Here is a 17,070-nt window from a genome sequence, read left to right on the forward strand (position 1 = left end):
CCTGTTTGAGAAAGGCGTCACATGGCAAAGGTAATGCCGAAGCGCCAACTGGAGAACATCGGCCTGGGGATCACGGGCGCCTGCGTGCTGCTCGTGGCCGTCGTGGTCCTCGCGCTGATCGTGATGGTGGCCCAGCAGGGCCTCACCACGTTCTTCGTTGACGGATTCGACCCCATCGCGTTTCTGACCGGACAGCACTGGATCCCCGAGCAGGATATGTACGGGGCGCTGCCCATGATCGTGGGCTCGTTCTCGGTCACGCTGCTCTCGACCCTCATCGCCCTGCCCATCGCGCTCGGGTCGGCGATGTTCGTGGTCGAGGTCGCGCCGGGTTTCGGCACGCGCGTGTTCCAGCCGCTCGTCGAGCTGCTCGTGGGCATCCCGTCGGTCGTCTACGGCGTGCTCGGCCTGTACGTGGTCAACTCCTTCATGCGCCTCGTCTTCGGCGCGGCGGCCGGTACCGGCGCGGGCATCCTCTCGGGCTCCATCGTGCTCGCGGTCATGATCCTGCCCACGGTGACCACGCTCTCCATCGACGCGCTGCGCGCCGTGCCCAACGAGTACCGCGAGGGCTCCTACGCGCTCGGGTGCACCCGCTGGCAGACCGTGTGGCACGTGGTGCTCAAGAGCGCCACGCCCTCGATCATGACGGCGGTCATCCTCGGCATGACGCGCGCCTTCGGCGAGACCCTCGCCGTGCAGATGGTCATCGGCGGCGTCGAGCGCAACATGCCCACGGGCCTGCTCTCGCCGGCGTCCACCCTCACGGCGACCTTGACCTCCGGTCTCAACAACGCCGTGGCGGGCACCGAGTTCTACCATGCGCTCTGGTCGCTCGGATTGATCCTGCTCGCCATGTCGCTCGTCTTCATCTTTATCATCCACCTCATCGGCCATAAGGGGGCGAAGCAGAATGGCTAGCCAGACCACCGCGGCGCCCCAGGCGCGCGACCTCTCGGCGCACGTCAGGCGCATCGGCCGCCAGGACCGTATCGTCACCGGCATCCTGACCGCCATCGTGGGGCTCGTGCTCGCGCTTCTCGCCGCGATTATCATCTACATCCTCGCGCGCGGCGGCGGCATCGCGCTCACGCCCGGGTTCCTCACCAACCCGTCCTCGGCGGACGTGTCGGGCATTCTCTACCAGCTGTTCGACTCGTTCTACATGCTCATCATCACGCTCATCATCTCGGTGCCCATCTCGCTCGGCGGCGCGATCTTCCTCGTGGAGTACGCCCCCGACAACTGGGTCACCTCGGCGGCCAAGACCGCGATCGAGACGCTCTCCAGCCTGCCGTCGATCGTCGTGGGCATGTTCGGCTCGCTGTTCTTCGTCGTGGTGCTGGGCTGGGGCATCTCGATCATCTCCGGCGCCGTGGCGCTCACGATGTTCAACATCCCCATCCTGGTGCGCACCATCCAGCAGGCCCTCGAGGACGTGCCGCGCAGCCAGCGCGATGCGGCGCTCGCCATGGGTCTCACCCGCTGGGAGACCACGGTGAACGTGCTTCTGCCCGCCGCCATGCCCGCCATCGTCACGGGTATCGTGATCTCGGCCGGCCGCGTGTTCGGCGAGGCCGCGGCGCTGATCTTCACCTCGGGCTCCGCGCCGAGCCGCCTAAACTTCGGCAACGTGCTCAACTTCAGCTCGCCCACGAACCCCTTCAACATCTTCCGTCCCGCCTGCACGCTCGCCGTCTACATCTGGCGTCTCACGAGCGAGCCCACGCCCGGCTCGACCGAGATCGTGTGGGGCACCGCCACGGTGCTGCTCGTCTGCGTGCTCCTCTTCAACGTGCTCGCCCGCGTGCTGGGCAAGTTCCTCGCAAGGAGGCTGACCGCCGAATGACCGAGAATACCCAAGACCGCCTGATCGGGCAGGCCGCCCCCACCGACGCCCTCCTCACCACCAAGGACGTCACCGTCACCTACGACCTCAAGCACGAGGCGCTCCATGCGACGAGCCTCGAGTTCCGCGCGGGCGAGGTCACGGCCCTCATCGGCCCCTCCGGCTGCGGCAAGTCGACCTTTCTGCGCTGCCTGAACCTCATGAACCTCGAGATCCCGCGCTGCAAGGTGGGCGGCGAGATCTTCTACCACGGGCACAACATCAACACGCCCAAGGAGAACCTCTTCGAGCTGCGCAAATCCATCGGCATGGTGTTCCAGCAGCCCACGCCCTTCCGCAAGTCCATCCGCGAGAACATCCTGTTCGCGCCCAAGAAGCACGGGAGGCTCCACGGCAAGGACGAGGAGGACGAGCTCGTGGAGACCGCGCTCAGGCAGGCGGCGCTTTGGGACGAGGTCAAGGACAAGCTCAAGCAGAGCGCCCACGCCCTCTCCGGCGGCCAGCAGCAGCGCCTGTGCATCGCGCGCACGCTCGCGATGAAGCCCGACGTGGTGCTCTACGACGAGCCGTGCTCGGCGCTCGACCCGATCTCGACCTACACGATCGAGGAGACGATCCGCTCGCTGTCCGACACGGGCCTCTGCCAGATCATCGTGACCCACAACATGCAGCAGGCCGGCCGCGTGAGCGACCGCACCGCCTTCTTCTACGTGGGCGACATGGTCGAGACGGGCACGACGCAGCAGATCTTCTCGGCACCGCGCGACCAGCGGCTCTCGGATTATCTGACAGGCAGGTTCGGCTGATGGAGAACCATATGGATACAGCAATCAACGAGGACGTCCATCGCAGCATCGAGGGCGTGGAGAGCATGCTCTCCATCCGCGACTTCAACCTGTGGTACGGCGACTTCCAGGCGCTCAAGAGCATCTCGCTCGAGATTCCCAAGAATCGCGCGACGGCCTTCATCGGGCCTTCGGGCTGCGGCAAGTCGACGCTGCTGCGCACGTTCAACCGCATGTGCGACTTCGTCGAGTCCGTGCGCACCGAGGGCACCATCGAGTTCGGTGGCCAGGACATCTTCAAGATGGACGCCAACGCCCTGCGCGTGTACGTGGGCATGGTGTTCCAGCATCCCAACCCGTTCCCGATGAGCATCCGCGAGAACATCCTCTACGGGCCCAAGCGCATGAAGCGCATGAGCCGCGCGGAGGAGGACGAGATTCTGGAGCGGTGCCTCACCCGCGCGGCGCTGTGGGACGAGGTCAAGGACGACCTGGGCAAAAGCGGCCTGGGGCTCTCGGGCGGGCAGCAGCAGCGCCTGTGCATCGCGCGCGCCCTCGCCACGGATCCCGAGGTCCTGCTCATGGACGAGCCCACCTCCGCCCTCGACCCCATCTCGACGAGCATGGTCGAGGAGCTCATGATGCAGCTCTCCGAGGACCATACGGTCGTCGTGGTCACGCACAACATGGAGCAGGCCGCGCGTGTGGCCGACAAGACCTGCTTCTTCTACCTGGGCGAGCTCATCGAGGCCGGTCCCACCAGGGAACTCTTCTCCAACCCCAAGGAGAAGCTCACGAACGACTATCTGACGGGAAGGTTCAGCTAATGCTTACCACACGCTCCAAGTACCTCAACCAGCTCGAGGAGATCGATGCGACGCTCGGGCGCTTCTCGGATGAGACGGCGGCCGACATCCGCGCGCTCGCCCAGGCGCTCTCGGGCGATGCCGCGGCGGCGCAGGACGTGCTCGACCGCGCGGTGTCGGGCCGGCGCCTGCGCGGCACGATCGAGGAGACCTGCCTCGACGCCATGCTTCTGCAGCAGCCGGTCGCCGGCGACCTGCGCTTCCTCACGGGCACGTTCCGGCTGGTATCTGACCTCGCGCACATCGATGCCAAGGCCAACGACGTTGCCGAGCTCGCCCAGGCCCTGCCCGCCGACGTCACGGCGAAGCTCGGCGACCACCTCAGGTTCGCGGCCGACCACGTCGCGACGATGGTCGAGGAGGCCGTCGAGGCGTTCCGCACCTCCGATGTGGACCGCGCGCACGGCGTCTTCGCCATGGACGATGACATCGATGACGTCTACCTTGCCGCCGAGGGCGTGGTGATCGATCTCATCAAGGCGAGCGAGACGCGCGCCAAGTACCTGCCCGAGCTGCTCATGGTCGCCAAGTACTTCGAGCGCATGGGCGACGACGCCGTGCGCATCGCCGACTGGGCGATCTTCCGCGCCATGGGCGCGCGCGAGCGCGCCGTGGAGACCGGCGAGGCCGCCGCGCAGTAGCCCTTGCATCTCGCCGCGCGCGGGGACCCCTCGCACGGCGACTCCATACGCCCCCTTCTGATCGTGTGCCCCCGCATCCGTACCCTGACGTCCTCCTCAGGCGAAAGGGAAACGGAGCGGGGGCGCACGATCAGAAGGGGGGCGGCGATCGGTGCGATGGCGGGCCGGTGCGCTCAGATGCGCTTTGCATCCCTGCGGGATGGGCTGGCGTCATGGGCTCGCGATGCCGGACGAGCGGTCCAACTTTTCGTCCGCAGTCCCTCCGCATTCCCCTTCTAGACACTTTTTGCGATTTTGCATGATGCATCCTGGGCAATCACCAGTGCTTTCTCTCCAGCCGGCGAATAGAGGGACTGCAATCCAGCGGAAACGTGGGCGCCGGAGGTTTCGCCGCGAGCCCAATCGTACAAAATCGAAAAATGTGTCTGCCGTAGTGCCGGTGACGCCGCGATAGGGCGCTCAGACGGCCGGAGGCGCCGTCGGTGATGACGCAGGGGGAGCTCGAGACCACGGCATGGGACCGTCCATGGCTCGAGGGCGGTTGCATGTGAAAAAAGGCCGGCGCCTTATGGCAGCCGGCCTTTTCCTGGGCAACTGGAGCCAGCAATCGGACTCGAACCGATGACCCCCGCTTTACGAGAGCGGTGCTCTACCAACTGAGCTATGCTGGCACTCCACGGCAGACGCGAAGCGCCTGCGACCGCTAATGATACGTGGAAACGCGGCGTCGCGCAAGTGCGCGGGGCGAAAAATCGCTGCGCGCAGCCGGGTGGGCGCTAGAGGGCATCGATGAAGCGCTGTTGCGCCGCGCGACCAGTCTCGTCCCACTTGTAGACGCCGGCATCCTCGAGCACGTGCCCGAAGACCTCGCCCACGCCCGTGCGGATGATGCCCTCGGCGTTGGCCTCGTCGAGCTCGGGGTGAGCCGCGGCGAGCTCGACGCCCCAGGCGGCGTGCGGGGCGGTAAGCGGGTCCGCCTCAAGCGCCTGCGCGAGCGCTCCCGCGTCCCCGCGGTGGGCGAGCAGGTGGCCGCGCACGGCGTCGAGCTCGTCGACCAGGCGCGGCGGCAGGATCGCGAGGCCCATGACCTCGATGAGGCCGATGTTCTCCTTCTTGATGTGGTGCCACTCCGCATGCGGGTGGAACACGCCGAGCGGGTGCTCGTCGGTTGCGATGTTGCAGCGAAGCGCGAGGTAGAGCGTGTAGGTTCCCGTCTCGCCGCGGAGGGCGACCGGTGTCACGGTGTTGTGGCGCTCCTCGCCGGTGCGCGCGACCACGCCCACGGCCTCGTCCGACCAGCCGCGCCAGAGCTCGAGCACATGGTCGGCGGCATCGAGCAGCTCCTCGCGATCGGTACCGGTGAGCCGCAGGACGGAGAGCGGCCAACGCAGCACGGCGCCCTCGATACCGGGGAAGCCCTTCATCGAGAACGTGGACGCGACCGGCGCCTTCATCATGGGGAACACGTGGCGTCCGCCCTGGAAGTGGTCGTGCGAGAGGATCGAGCCGCCCACGATGGGCAGGTCGGCGTTGGATCCCACGAAGTAGTGCGGGAAGAGGTCCACGAAGTCGAGGAGGCGCGCCATGTTCTCGCGGTCGACGTGCATGAGGCGGTGCTCGGCGCTCATCGCGATGCAGTGCTCGTCGAAGTAGGCGTACGGGCTGTACTGCAGGCCCCAGTGCTCGCCCCCGAGCGTGATGGGGACGATGCGGAGGTTCTGGCGGGCGGGATGGCTCCCGTGCGCCTCGCCGGCCCCGCGGCCGCGATAGCCCTCGTTCTCCATGCAGAGCTGGCAGGCGGGGTAGACGTCGCCGGTGGCGGGCGCGGCGCCCGCGGCGGCGATGGCCTTGGGGTCCTTCTCGGGTTTAGACAGGTTGATGGTGATCTCGAGGTCGCCCCACGCGGTCGCCGAGGTCCACGCGACGTTGCGCGCGATGGCGGCGGTGCGCACGTAGCGGGCGTTGCAGCACAGGCGGTAGAACCAGTCGGTCGCCGCCTGGGGGCCCGCCTCGAGGTAGAGCTCGGCGAAGTCGCGGTCGACCTGGGAGGGGCGCGGCATGAGGAGGTCCATCACGCGCGTGGCGATGCGGTCGGCGCCCGAGGGCGTGTCCTCGTCGCGGCCCGCGCCGACGCCCGCCGCGGCGATGCGCGCGATGGTGCCCTCGAGGTCGAAGTCCTCGGTCTCGATGAAGAAGCCGGACGCGCCCTCCTCGAGGGCGAGGTCGCGCGTGGGCGCGGCGGCGTAGGCGACCGAGAGGAGCCCGGAGGCGTCGGGCGCCGCAGGGCCCGTGGCGCCTACGGTCTCGAGGATGGCGTTAAAGGCCCACATGCCGTCTTCGGGCGCGAGCAGGCCGCAGCCGAGCGCATAGCGCACGAGTGCCTGGATATCCTGCGCGAGCGCCGCGGCGTCCGTCGCCGCGGCGGTGTTTGCGGTCGTTACAGCCATCGGTAACCAGCCCCCTCGCTCACGATGCGGTAATGGCGCGCCGCACCCTCGCCGAACCAGCGGTCCATGCCGCAGACGAATGCGTCGACGCGCTCGATGGGCACGAACGCCTGGATGGACCCGCCGAAGCCGCCTCCATGGATGCGGCAGGCGCCGCGGCCGTCGAGCAGGCGCTCGGCGAGCGCGAGCGCAATCATGGCAGGCTGCTCGGCCGCCCCGCCCACCGAGACGTTCTGCAAAAACATCGCCGAGCTCGCGCCCGACTCGCGCGTGAGCTCGAGGAAGCTGTCGATGTCGCCGGCCTTGAGCGCGTCCCAGCGCTTGAGGACGAGGTCGTTCTCGCGCCAGTAATGGAGCGCGCGCAGCACCGGCCGGTCGCCGAGCTCACGGCGCAGCCCGCCCACGCGCTCGTCGAACGCCGCGGGGTCGACCTCGCGCAGGCGCTCCTTGCCGAAGGCGGCCGCGACGGCCTTCATCTCGCCGGGGACGGCGGCGTACTCGCCGGTGAGGGCGCTGTGGTCGCTGCCCACGTTGACGAGCACCAGGCCGTAGCCGTGGTCCTCGAAGTCGAGGGAGAGCTTCTCCGAGGCGGGGACCTCCGGGTCGGCGAAGCTCATGTGCGCGAGGCCGCCGAGCGCCTCGGCGAGCTGGTCGAGCAGGCCGCAGGGCTTGCCGAAGAACACGTTCTCGGTGCGCTGCGCCATCTTGGCGAGGGTCACCGCGTCGATGGGGTCGCCCTCCCAGAGGCCCTCCATCGCGCGGCCGAAGGCGAGCTCCACGGCCGCCGAGGAGGAGAGCCCGCTGCCGCTGGGGATGGAGCTCTCCATGAGCAGGTCGAAGCCGAGCGGCTCGCGGCCGCCGGCGACGAGCTCGCTGGCCATGCCGCGGGCGAGCGACGCGGTCGATTCGCGCTCGCTCTCCTGCGGGGCGAGCTTGCCCAGGTCGATCTTGAAGGGCTGGTATCCCAGGCTCTCGATGCGGACGGTGTTGGTGCCGTTGAGCGTGCAGACGGCGTGCACCTGCACGTCGAGCGCGCCGCCGATGACGTCGCCGCCCTCATGGTCGGTGTGGTTGCCGGCGATCTCGGAGCGGGCGGGGACGGTCACCTCGAGGAGGTCGCGCGCGCCGCCGAACCGTTCGCGGAAGAGGTCCTGCAATCCTTGTTCCGGTGTGGGCATTTCCTTGTCCTTTCCTCGATGCGCCGGTGCCGGGCGCATGCGGTTCATGCCGTGAAGAAGCGGTACTCGGTCACCGCGCGATAGGGGCGTTTGGGCGTGAAGATCGCGCAGGGGAACTCGGGGTGGGAGGGCGTGGCGGGGTAGAGCTGGGGCTCGAGCGCGAACCCGCTGCGGGCGCCGTACACATGGCCCGCCTTGCCGCGCGGCGCGTCCGTGCCATCGCAGGCGGGGACGAAGTTGCCGGTATAGAGCTGCACGCCCGGCAGCGTGGTCCAGAGCTCCATGCCGCGCCCGCTCGCGGGGTCGAGCGCCCGGACGGCGCGGCGCGGGGCGAGGGCGCCGGCGGCGTCGTAGCCGTCGATACAGAAGCAGTGGTCGTAGCCGCTGCCGCACGCGAGCTGCCCGTCGGCGGAGGCGATGTCGCGGCCGATGGACTTGGGGGCGCGGAAGTCGAAGGGCGTCCCCGCGACCGGGCGCAGCTCGCCTGTGGGAAGCGAGGCGCCGTCGATGGGCAGGAAGCGCTCGGCGCAGATCTCGAGCTCCTGGCCGAGCACCGTGCCCGTGCCCTCGCCCGCGAGGTTGAAGTAGCTGTGGTTCGTGAGGTTGATGAACGTCGGGGCGTCGGTCGTGGCGCTCATGGTCGTGCGCAGGCAGGAGCCCTCGAGCTCGTAGCGCACGCGAAAGACCCGGTTGCCGGGCAGGCCGCCCCGGCGCTCCTCGCCGTCCTCATGCCAAGAGAACTCCGAGAGGTCCCCGCTCACGGCGACCGTGAAGGTGACGGCGTCTGCGCCGGGGTCGATCTCGGCATCCCAACGGCGGGCATGGAGGCCGAGGAGCGGATCGGTGTGGAGGTTGTTCGGGCCCTCGTTCGGCGGAAGCCGGTACGCGCGGCCCTCGATGGGGACGCGGCCGCCCGCGACGCGGTTGGCGCTCGGGCCGATGGTCATGCCGAAGTACGCGCCGTGCGCCGTGGGGTAGTAGGAGGAGGCATCGCCGAAGCCGAGCGTGACGTCCGCGCGGCTGCCGTCGCGTCCCGGTGCCTCGATGCCCACGATGGTCGCACCGAGGTCCATGACGCGCACGGTGATGCGGTCGTTGCCGAGCGTGTAGAGCGTGGCGGCGCGCCCATCGCTTCCGGTGGGGCAGGCATCGGCCCGCCCGTACCGTCCAAACGGCTGCGCTTCGACCATGGCGGACGCCTCCCACCTCGATGCGGCTTCCCGCCGCAACCTTACCCGACCGTTACCTGAGTAGGATAGCGCACTTCCCGTGGCCTGTGGCTGCGTGGCGTGGGCGGGCGGGTAAAGAAGGGGCGCACGGCGCCCGGCGCCGGGTGAGCGGCGCCATGTCGAGCGACGGGGGCGCGGGCGGCGCGGCGAGGAGGGGAGCCGGCTATCGAAGCGCGCGATGCGGGAGGCGTGCCGTGGGCGGCATGGGGCGAAGGGCTTGGGGGCCGGGGAGAGGATGGGATCATGCGACCCCTGGCCATCCTTTCGCGCGGATTATGCGACCAGTCGGCCATCATTTAGTGCTCATTCGTTGAGTGGTTGAGTGGTTACTACCAGTTAAGCACCTTGAGAATTGCTTATCTTGTCTTAGAATGTCTTACAACCTAATGTTTAGCAGGGGAAACGCAAAATACCGTTCACACGGCAAAACAGACCGCTCGCAGGTTTCTTCACAATCTGTCGACATTTATGGCGGCAGCGTGTATACTTCTCCATCGTGAGATATCCAGCTCTCGCCGATACGCAGCTGCAGGCGGGCGAGAGACGAGGACGCGTCGTCGGGAGGAACATGCACACGTTCGAGATTCGAGATCGGTTCTTGCTTGACGGCGAGCCGTTCACGATTCTTTCCGGCGCGATCCATTACTTCCGCGTCCATCCCACCGACTGGCACCACTCCCTCTACAACCTGAAGGCGATGGGCTTCAACACCGTCGAGACCTATGTGCCGTGGAACCTGCACGAGCCCCGTCCGGGCGAGTTCACGTTCACGGGCGCGGGCGATCTTGCCGCCTTCCTCGACGAAGCCGCCGAGCTGGGCCTGTGGGCCATCGTGCGCCCGAGCCCCTTCATCTGCGCCGAGTGGGAGTGGGGCGGCATGCCCGCGTGGCTGCTCGCCGACCGCTCGATGCGCCCGCGCTCGCGCGACCCCAAGTTCCTCGCCCGCGTGGCGAGCTACTACGATGAGCTCATGCCCATCCTGGTCGAGCGCCAGATCACGCGCGGCGGCAACATCATCATGATGCAGATCGAGAACGAGTACGGTTCGTACTGCGAGGACAAGGACTACCTGCGCGCCATCCGCGACCTCATGGTCGAGCGCGGCGTCGACGTGGCGCTGTGCACCTCGGACGGCCCGTGGCGCGGGTGCTTGCGCGCCGGCACGCTCGTCGACGACGATATCCTCGCCACCGGGAACTTCGGCTCCCGCTCGGCCGAGAACCTCGCCGCCTTGAAGGCCTTCCACGAGGAGCACGGCAAGACGTGGCCGCTCATGTGCATGGAGTTCTGGGACGGTTGGTTCAACCGCTGGGGCGAGAACGTCATCCGCCGCGACGCCCAGGACCTCGCCGACTGCGTGCGCGAGTGCCTCGAGGTGGGCGACGGCATCAACCTCTACATGTTCCACGGCGGCACGAACTTCGGCTTCATGAACGCCTGCTCGGCGCGCCACACGCACGACATCCACCAGGTCACGAGCTACGACTACGACGCACCGCTCGACGAGGAGGGCAACCCCACCGAGAAGTGGTACAAGCTCCGCGACGTGGTGCGCGACCTCTACCCGGACGCCTGGACGGCAGATCCGCTCGTCAAGAGCGCCGTCGCGATCGAGAGCATCCCCGCGACCGGGCGCGTGAGCCTCTTCAACGTGCTCGACGCGCTCTCCGAGCCCATCGAGTCGCAGTACCCCCAGCCCATGGAGGACCTGGGCCAGAGCTTTGGCTACACGCTCTACACCACCACGATCGAGCGCGACGTTGCCGAGGGCGCCGAGGAGCGCATCCGCGTGATCGACGGCCGCGACCGCGCGAAGGTCTACGTCGAGGGCTCCTGCGTCGCCACCCAGTACCAGGAGCGCATCGGCGAGGACATCAAGTGCGTGCTGCCGGCGCGCGAGAACCGCCTCGACATCCTCATGGAGAACATGGGGCGCGTGGGCTACGGCCACAAGCTCCTCGCGGACACCCAGCACAAGGGCATCCGCACGGGCGTTTGCGTCGATCTGCACTTCATCACCGGGTGGGAGCAGCGCCCGCTGCCGCTCACCGATATCTCCGGCATCGATTTCTCCGCCGGCTTCGTGGAGGGCCAGCCCGCCTTCCACCGCTTCGAGTTCACGCTCGACGAGGCTGCCGATACCTTTATCGACACCACGGGCTTCGGGAAGGGCTGCGCATTCGTGAACGGGGTGAACGTCGGGCGCTTCTGGGGCATCGGTCCCATCATGACGCTTTTCGTTCCCCACGGCCTCACGCATGCCGGCGCAAACGAGCTCGTTCTGTTCGAAACCGAGGGTGTGTACGAGGGCACGATCTCCCTGCGCTCCGAGCCCCTCATCCGTCATCTAGATCAAGAAGGAGTTGAGTGACATGATCGTAGGTGCACGCGTTGACTTTCGTCTCATCCATGGTCAGGTCGGCAACCTCTGGGCCAACGCCCGTCAGGTGAGCCGCTTCATGGTGGTGGACGACCAGATCGCCGAGGATGCCACCCAGAAGCAGGTCCTGCGTATGGCCACGCCCGCTTCCTGCAAGCTCTCGGTGCTCCCTGTCGCCAAGGCCGCCGAGAACATCCTCGCCGGCAAGTACGACGCCCAGCGTCTGTTCATCGTGGTGAAGAAGCCCGAGACCTATCTGAAGCTCGCCCAGGCCGGCGTCAAGCTCGACCAGATCATCCTCGGTAACCTCACCAGCATGGATATCGTCAAGAGCTACAACCGCAACATCAACTGCGGCCAGGACGACGTCGACGCCCTGACCGAGCTCTCGAACATGGGCATCCCCATGGTCATCCAGCTCACCCCGCAGGACAACCCGGTTGAGTTCAAGCTCTAACCCACTTTTCTTCGGTGCTTTGCCGCGAGGGGAGATGCGCGGCTTCGCATAGCTCAAGGAACGTTTCGTTTCGAGGTTTTGTTAGAAGGAGGAAAACCATGATTCAGTGGTGGCAGATCATTCTGCTCACGGCCTACGCCGGATTCCAGATCATGGACGAGCTGCACTGGTACTCCAGCGCCGGCTCCGCCGTGTTCTCCGGCTTCATCACGGGCCTTATCATGGGCGACCTGGCGACGGGTCTCTTCATCGGTGGTAGCATGCAGCTCACCATCCTGGGCGTCGGCACCTTCGGTGGCGCGTCCCGTATCGACGCCAACTCCGGTACCCTCATCGCCACGGCCTTCGCCGTGAGCGCGGGTATGGACCCGGAGCAGGCGCTTGCCGTCCTCGGCGTGCCGGTGGCCGCCATCCTGGTCTACACCGACATCGCCGGCCGTATGGCCAACACCTTCTGGGGTCATGCGTGCGACGCCGACGTCGAGAAGATGAACTGGAACGCCTACAACTTCCATTACTGGATGGGTGCCGTGTCCTGGTGCCTCAGCCGTATGCTTCCGGTCTTTTTGGCCCTCGCATTCGGTGAGCCCCTGGTCACCGCCATCACCAACGCCCTTAACGGCGACTTCAAGTGGCTCGGCGACGGCCTGACGCTCGCTGGCGGCATGCTGCCCGCGGTCGGCTTCGCCATCCTGCTGCGCTACCTGCCGGTCAAGAAGCACATCGCCTACCTGATCCTCGGTTTCGTCATCGCCGCCCTGCTCGGCACCGCGTTCTCCAGCATCGTCACCATCGGTGGCGACGTTGCGACCGTGGCCGCCGCTGGCGAGGTCGAGATCGCCGGTGGCAGCTTCAAGGGCCTGTCCATGCTGACGATCGCCCTCATCGGCTTCGCTCTGGCTTACATCTACTATCAGCAGCATCAGAACGCTCCCGTTGCGGCTGTCTCTGCTGGCGCGGAGGGAGATGACGAAGATGAGCTCTAATACCACTGGCTACAAGCTCACCAAGGCTGACTTCCAGCAGATCAACCGTCGTAACCTTCTCGGCTTCCAGGCCGGTTGGAACTACGAGCGCATGCAGCACTCCGGTTACCTCTGGATCATCCTGCCCCAGCTCCGTAAGATCTACGGGGACGACACCGAGGCCCTGAAGACCGCCTGCCGCACCCAGTGCTCGCCGTTCTTCAACACCTCGAACTTCCTCAACACCATCATCACCGGTGTTGACCTGGCCATCGAGGAGACCGAGGGCCTTGAGGGCATGGAGACCGTCGCGTCCCTCAAGACCGGTCTCATGGGCCCGCTGGCCTCCATCGGCGACTCGATCTTCGGCTCGCTGCTCCCGACCATCTTCGGCGCCCTCGCTGCCAACATGGCCATGCAGGGCAACCCCATCGGCATCTTCATCTGGATCGCCGTCAACATCGTGGTCGACTGGTTCCGCTGCAAGCAGACCTACGTCGCCTACGATCAGGGCATGAAGCTCGTCACCACGATGAGCGACCAGCTCAACGCCATCACCGATGCCGCGACCGTCATGGGTGTCTTCATGGTCGGCGCGCTCATCTCCACGAACGTGGGTGTCGTGCTCAACATCGTGCCGAACATCGGTGGCGTGACCATGAACGTTCAGGACATCCTGAACCAGATCTGCCCCAAGCTCGTGCCCGCGGCCCTCGTCGGCTTCGTGTACTGGCTCCTTGGTCGCAAGGGCATGACCTCGACCAAGGCGATCTTCATCGTGCTGGTCATCGGCATCGTCCTCGGTGCCCTCGGCCTCGCCATGAAGGGCTAAGGCACAAGGGTTCATCCCTCCAATGCGGCGCCTGGGCCCAGGGCGCGGGCGCCGCATCGTTGCCATAGCACGCAAGATCCGTGTGAAACGGGTGCGCATCCTCACGGCAGAAGCGAAAGCCCATGCCACGTTCTCCCGGAGGTGCGTACCCGTTTTCCCTACAATGTCGCTAGAGCGTAGTCGTCGTGAAAGGTCGTCCCGTGGCACCCGAGGTCCTCGTCTTCATCATCGTGCTCATCGTCTACTTCCTCGCAAGCGAGGGTCTGAGGCGCTATTTCGAGGCGAAGGTCGAGGCGCTCTATGCGGCGGGGCTCTACGACGAGTGCTTCGAGTTTCTGAACAAGCTCCCCGCGCGCGTGCTCATGACCACGTTCAAGCAGTACTACCTGCGCTTCATGGTCCACGAGGCCCGCGGTGAGGAGGAGATGGCCACGCGCATGATCGAGATCATGCTCCGCATGCGCAACTCCAAGAAGCGCCAGGCGGCCCTCGTGGTGATGGCGTTCAACTACTTCGCCACCATCGAGGACAAGAAGCGCGCCAAGGAGCTGCTCGTCGAGGTGAAGCAGCGCTGCGACAAGCAGGTCATCCAGGACTGCCAGCTCACGTACGACATCGTCTTCGGCAGACGGCACGACTACATCGAGAAGATGGAGCAGATGCTGCCCCGGGCGGACAAGCCGCTCAAGGCGAAACTCTACTTCCTCCTCTCGAAGCAGTATGAGAATGCCGGCGACGGCAAGGGCGCGCGCCGCTACGTCGAGCTCATGAAGGAGCTCGACACGCCCGGCTCCGCGTCCGCAAACGCTTCGTAAGCGGATGCGGCGTTGCGAACGTCGCACGTGGGTACCAGTCAAGGTAAGCGGGCGTCCCTGCCCGTTTGCGAATACCTAGGAAAGGGGACAGACATGATCGGTTTCATCATCACCGGACACGGGGACTTCTCCCTCGGCCTCAAGAGCGCGGTCGATATGGTCGCGGGCCAGCAGAAGGCCTTCCAGGCCGTGCCCTTCGAGGGCTCCCAGGCCGCCACGTTCGGTGACGACCTCCGCGCCGCCATCACCGCCATGCGCGCCGAGACCGACGGCGTGATCGTGTTCACCGACCTGCTCGGCGGCACGCCGTTCAACCAGTCCATGCTCGTCTCGCAGGACGTCGACAACGTCGAGGTCATCGCCGGCACCAACCTGCCGATGCTCATCGAGCTCATCATGACGCGCGACTTCTCGACCGCGTCGCTCGACGAGATGGTCGAGCAGGCCGTGACGGTCGGCCAGGCCGCCGTCTGCCACAAGAAGCTCGAGCCCGTCGGCGACGACGAGGACGACGAGATGTAGCACGTCTTGCGCCGCGCGCGACCGAGGGGCCGCGCGCGGCAATTTGGCTGCCGTTTGGATAGGACGATCGATCGAGGCGCCCGGCACCTGCCGGGGGCAAGGGAAAGGAGGGGCCGCATGGCGGGGTTCTTGCGCAGGCAGCCCCTGTACGACCAGCTCGTCGACATCCTGTCCGAGAAGATCGAGCATGAGTACAGCCCCGGTGACCTGCTGCCATCGGAGCGCGAGCTCTCGGAGCGCTACGGGCTCTCGCGCACCACGGTGCGCCTGGCCCTGCAGGAGCTCGAGCAGCTCGGGCTCGTGGTGAGGCGCCACGGTCGCGGCACCTTCGTCGCCGACCGCTCCGCGCGCAGCACCAACCTGTCCCAGCAGTACAGCTTCACCGACCAGATGCGCGCCATGGGGCGCAATCCCCATACCACCATCCTCGAGTTCAGGGAGCTCGTGGCCGACCGCAACATCGCCGAGCACATGGGCATCCGCGTGGGCGACAAGGTGTTCAAGCTGAAGCGCCTGCGCCTCGCCGACGACGTACCCATGATGGTGGAGCGCACCTACCTGCCCATGCGCAAGTTCCTCACCCTGAAGCGCCCGTTGCTCGACAGCAAGCCGCTATACGAGATCATCGAGCAGGACTACCGCGAGACGATCAAGGTCGCCGAGGAGGAGTTCTACGCGAGCATCGCGCGTCCGGGCGACGCCCATCTGCTGGGCATCGGCGAGGGGGCGCCCGTGCTCGACCTGGTGAGGACGACCTACAACGTGAGCAACGAGATCGTGGAGTACACGCTCTCCGTCGCCCGTGCCGACCAGTTCAAGTACAAGGTGTTCCACCACCGCACCGACTAGGGGGAGCGCCCCGACGCAGGCGGCGGCGAGACGCCGGGCCCGCATGCGATCGGTGTGCGTTTAGAAAGGAAGACAATGTTCGAGAAGGATATCGAGGAGCTCAAATCGCTCGGTGCCGACATCACCACCGGCGAGATCCGCCAGCAGCCGGAGCTCTGGGAGGATACCTACCGTATCTACGCCGAGAACAAGGCGGCCATCGAGGAGTTCCTCGCCGCCGCGAACGCCATGGGCGAGGGCCGCACCTCGGTCATCTTCACCGGCGCCGGCACGTCGGACTACGTGGGCGACACCGTGGCGCCCTACCTGCGCCATGTGGGCGACACCGACACCTATGACTTCAAGCCCATCGCCACGACCGACATCGTCTCCGCGCCGCGCGACTTCCTGCGCGCCGAGGACCCCACGGTCCTGGTGTCGTTCGCCCGCTCGGGCAACAGCCCCGAGAGCCTCGCCGCCGTCGAGGTCGCTCGCGCGTACGTGAAGAACATCAAGTTCCTGAACATCACCTGCGCGCCCGAAGGGCGTCTCGCCGTCGAGAGCGCCGACGACCCCGATGCGCTCACGCTGCTCATCCCGCGCGCGAACGACAAGGGCTTCGCGATGACGGGCAGCTACAGCTGCATGGCGCTGCTGTCGACCCTCATCTTCGACCCGGCGTCCGACGATCAGAAGCGCGCCTGGGTCGACCAGGCCGCCGCGATGGGCCGCGAGGTCGTCGAGCGCGAGGGCGAGATCGCCGCGTACCTCGCGGGCGACTTCAACCGCGTGACCTACCTGGGCTCGGGCGCCTACGTGGGCCTCGCCCAGGAGGCGCAGCTCAAGATCCTCGAGCTCGCGCACGGGCTGGTGGCCACCTCGTGGGACAGCTGCATGGGCTACCGCCACGGGCCCAAGAGCTTCGTCGACGACAAGACGCTCGTCTTCGTCTTCGTGAACAACGACGCCTACACCCGCCAGTACGACCTCGACATCCTGAACGAGATCGCCGGTGACGAGATCGCGCAGAAGACCGTCGCCATCCAGCAGGATGCCGGCGAGCTCTTCTCCGGCGAGTCCTTCACCTTCGCCGGCTCGCCCGAGCTGCCCGAGGCCTACCTCGCCCTGCCCTTCGTCATGGTCGCGCAGGTCGTGTCGCTCCTGAACTCGGTGCGCGTGGGCAACACGCCCGACACGCCGAGCCCCACCGGCACCGTGAACCGCGTGGTGAAGGGCGTCATCATCCATCCGTTCGAGGCCTAAGGGGCGTGCGTCT

The 17,070-nt window shown here is 66.6% G+C and carries 16 protein-coding genes and 1 tRNA gene; 13 read left to right on the forward strand and 4 right to left on the reverse strand.

Going from position 1 to position 17,070, the window contains the following annotated elements; genetic code table 11:
• Window positions 1–21 precede the first annotated feature (21 nt).
• From pstC to FS885_RS03215, 5 genes are read left to right on the forward strand one after another with little or no spacing between them, the layout of a single operon-like run.
• A complete protein-coding gene (gene pstC, locus FS885_RS03195) occupies window positions 22–921 on the forward strand; it encodes a phosphate ABC transporter permease subunit PstC (RefSeq protein WP_144743560.1) in 900 nt (299 codons plus the stop codon).
• Entirely contained in the window at window positions 914–1,849 is a 936-nt protein-coding gene (gene pstA, locus FS885_RS03200) for a phosphate ABC transporter permease PstA (protein ID WP_144743561.1), read from the forward strand. The genes pstC and pstA overlap by 8 nt, the downstream gene beginning before the upstream one ends.
• Window positions 1,846–2,655, forward strand: coding sequence for a phosphate ABC transporter ATP-binding protein (locus tag FS885_RS03205; RefSeq protein WP_144743562.1), 810 nt, complete (start codon window positions 1,846–1,848; stop codon window positions 2,653–2,655). Before pstA ends, FS885_RS03205 begins: the two co-directional genes overlap by 4 nt.
• Window positions 2,656–2,666: 11 nt before the next feature.
• Window positions 2,667–3,461, forward strand: coding sequence for a phosphate ABC transporter ATP-binding protein PstB (pstB, locus tag FS885_RS03210; RefSeq protein WP_144743563.1), 795 nt, complete (start codon window positions 2,667–2,669; stop codon window positions 3,459–3,461).
• Window positions 3,461–4,141 (forward strand): phosphate signaling complex PhoU family protein, encoded by a 681-nt coding sequence (locus FS885_RS03215; protein ID WP_144743564.1) that lies wholly within the window; start codon window positions 3,461–3,463, stop codon window positions 4,139–4,141. Before pstB ends, FS885_RS03215 begins: the two co-directional genes overlap by 1 nt.
• A 595-nt stretch (window positions 4,142–4,736) precedes the next feature.
• On the opposite strand, the gene FS885_RS03220 is transcribed toward FS885_RS03215, so the two are convergent.
• From FS885_RS03220 to FS885_RS03235, 4 genes are all read right to left on the reverse strand, one after another.
• Window positions 4,737–4,812: transfer RNA gene (locus FS885_RS03220), tRNA-Thr, on the reverse strand.
• 105 nt (window positions 4,813–4,917) lie between these two features.
• Complete coding sequence (locus tag FS885_RS03225; protein ID WP_144743565.1) at window positions 4,918–6,588, reverse strand: UDP-glucose--hexose-1-phosphate uridylyltransferase; 1,671 nt, start codon at window positions 6,586–6,588, stop codon at window positions 4,918–4,920.
• The gene (locus tag FS885_RS03230) at window positions 6,579–7,766 is read right to left on the reverse strand and encodes a galactokinase (protein WP_144743566.1); all 1,188 of its coding nucleotides are present in this window, start codon (window positions 7,764–7,766) and stop codon (window positions 6,579–6,581) included. Before FS885_RS03230 ends, FS885_RS03225 begins: the two co-directional genes overlap by 10 nt.
• Before the next feature lie 44 nt (window positions 7,767–7,810).
• Window positions 7,811–8,956, reverse strand: a complete 1,146-nt coding sequence (locus FS885_RS03235) for an aldose epimerase family protein (protein ID WP_144743567.1) — start codon at window positions 8,954–8,956, stop codon at window positions 7,811–7,813.
• Between the two features lie 607 nt (window positions 8,957–9,563).
• On the opposite strand from FS885_RS03235, the gene FS885_RS03240 reads away from it, so the two are divergent.
• From FS885_RS03240 to FS885_RS03275, 8 genes are all read left to right on the forward strand, one after another.
• Entirely contained in the window at window positions 9,564–11,366 is a 1,803-nt protein-coding gene (locus FS885_RS03240) for a glycoside hydrolase family 35 protein (RefSeq protein ID WP_144743568.1), read from the forward strand.
• Window position 11,367: 1 nt separating this feature from the next.
• On the forward strand, window positions 11,368–11,832 hold the full coding sequence (locus tag FS885_RS03245) for a PTS sugar transporter subunit IIB (RefSeq protein ID WP_144743569.1): 465 nt from the start codon (window positions 11,368–11,370) through the stop codon (window positions 11,830–11,832).
• A 98-nt stretch (window positions 11,833–11,930) separates the two neighbouring features.
• Window positions 11,931–12,818, forward strand: a complete 888-nt coding sequence (locus tag FS885_RS03250) for a PTS mannose/fructose/sorbose/N-acetylgalactosamine transporter subunit IIC (protein ID WP_144743570.1) — start codon at window positions 11,931–11,933, stop codon at window positions 12,816–12,818.
• On the forward strand, window positions 12,799–13,629 hold the full coding sequence (locus FS885_RS03255; protein ID WP_144743571.1) for a PTS system mannose/fructose/sorbose family transporter subunit IID: 831 nt from the start codon (window positions 12,799–12,801) through the stop codon (window positions 13,627–13,629). The genes FS885_RS03250 and FS885_RS03255 overlap by 20 nt, the downstream gene beginning before the upstream one ends.
• Before the next feature lie 200 nt (window positions 13,630–13,829).
• Window positions 13,830–14,444: a hypothetical protein gene (locus FS885_RS03260; RefSeq protein ID WP_144743572.1), complete on the forward strand. Its 615-nt coding sequence runs from the start codon at window positions 13,830–13,832 to the stop codon at window positions 14,442–14,444.
• Window positions 14,445–14,537: 93 nt separating this feature from the next.
• Window positions 14,538–14,966 carry a PTS sugar transporter subunit IIA gene (locus FS885_RS03265; protein WP_144743573.1) on the forward strand — a complete coding sequence of 143 codons (429 nt, stop codon included), beginning with the start codon at window positions 14,538–14,540 and terminating at the stop codon, window positions 14,964–14,966.
• A 117-nt stretch (window positions 14,967–15,083) separates the two neighbouring features.
• A complete protein-coding gene (locus tag FS885_RS03270) occupies window positions 15,084–15,815 on the forward strand; it encodes a GntR family transcriptional regulator (protein ID WP_144743574.1) in 732 nt (243 codons plus the stop codon).
• Between the two features lie 75 nt (window positions 15,816–15,890).
• Window positions 15,891–17,057, forward strand: a complete 1,167-nt coding sequence (locus tag FS885_RS03275) for an AgaS family sugar isomerase (RefSeq protein ID WP_144743575.1) — start codon at window positions 15,891–15,893, stop codon at window positions 17,055–17,057.
• Window positions 17,058–17,070 lie beyond the last annotated feature (13 nt).

It is taken from the genome of Enorma burkinafasonensis (assembly GCF_902150035.1).
GTDB lineage: Bacteria > Actinomycetota > Coriobacteriia > Coriobacteriales > Coriobacteriaceae > Enorma > Enorma burkinafasonensis.

Excerpts from the sequence above, each read along its gene's own strand:
- pstC (WP_144743560.1), top strand. The coding sequence starts at position 22 with ATGGCAAAGGTAATGCCGAAGCGCCAACTGGAGAACATCGGCCTGGGG.
- pstA (WP_144743561.1), top strand. The coding sequence starts at position 914 with ATGGCTAGCCAGACCACCGCGGCGCCCCAGGCGCGCGACCTCTCGGCG.
- FS885_RS03205 (WP_144743562.1), top strand. The coding sequence starts at position 1,846 with ATGACCGAGAATACCCAAGACCGCCTGATCGGGCAGGCCGCCCCCACC.
- pstB (WP_144743563.1), top strand. The coding sequence starts at position 2,667 with ATGGATACAGCAATCAACGAGGACGTCCATCGCAGCATCGAGGGCGTG.
- FS885_RS03215 (WP_144743564.1), top strand. The coding sequence starts at position 3,461 with ATGCTTACCACACGCTCCAAGTACCTCAACCAGCTCGAGGAGATCGAT.
- FS885_RS03225 (WP_144743565.1), bottom strand. The coding sequence starts at position 6,588 with ATGGCTGTAACGACCGCAAACACCGCCGCGGCGACGGACGCCGCGGCG.
- FS885_RS03230 (WP_144743566.1), bottom strand. The coding sequence starts at position 7,766 with ATGCCCACACCGGAACAAGGATTGCAGGACCTCTTCCGCGAACGGTTC.
- FS885_RS03235 (WP_144743567.1), bottom strand. The coding sequence starts at position 8,956 with ATGGTCGAAGCGCAGCCGTTTGGACGGTACGGGCGGGCCGATGCCTGC.
- FS885_RS03240 (WP_144743568.1), top strand. The coding sequence starts at position 9,564 with ATGCACACGTTCGAGATTCGAGATCGGTTCTTGCTTGACGGCGAGCCG.
- FS885_RS03245 (WP_144743569.1), top strand. The coding sequence starts at position 11,368 with ATGATCGTAGGTGCACGCGTTGACTTTCGTCTCATCCATGGTCAGGTC.
- FS885_RS03250 (WP_144743570.1), top strand. The coding sequence starts at position 11,931 with ATGATTCAGTGGTGGCAGATCATTCTGCTCACGGCCTACGCCGGATTC.
- FS885_RS03255 (WP_144743571.1), top strand. The coding sequence starts at position 12,799 with ATGACGAAGATGAGCTCTAATACCACTGGCTACAAGCTCACCAAGGCT.
- FS885_RS03265 (WP_144743573.1), top strand. The coding sequence starts at position 14,538 with ATGATCGGTTTCATCATCACCGGACACGGGGACTTCTCCCTCGGCCTC.
- FS885_RS03270 (WP_144743574.1), top strand. The coding sequence starts at position 15,084 with ATGGCGGGGTTCTTGCGCAGGCAGCCCCTGTACGACCAGCTCGTCGAC.
- FS885_RS03275 (WP_144743575.1), top strand. The coding sequence starts at position 15,891 with ATGTTCGAGAAGGATATCGAGGAGCTCAAATCGCTCGGTGCCGACATC.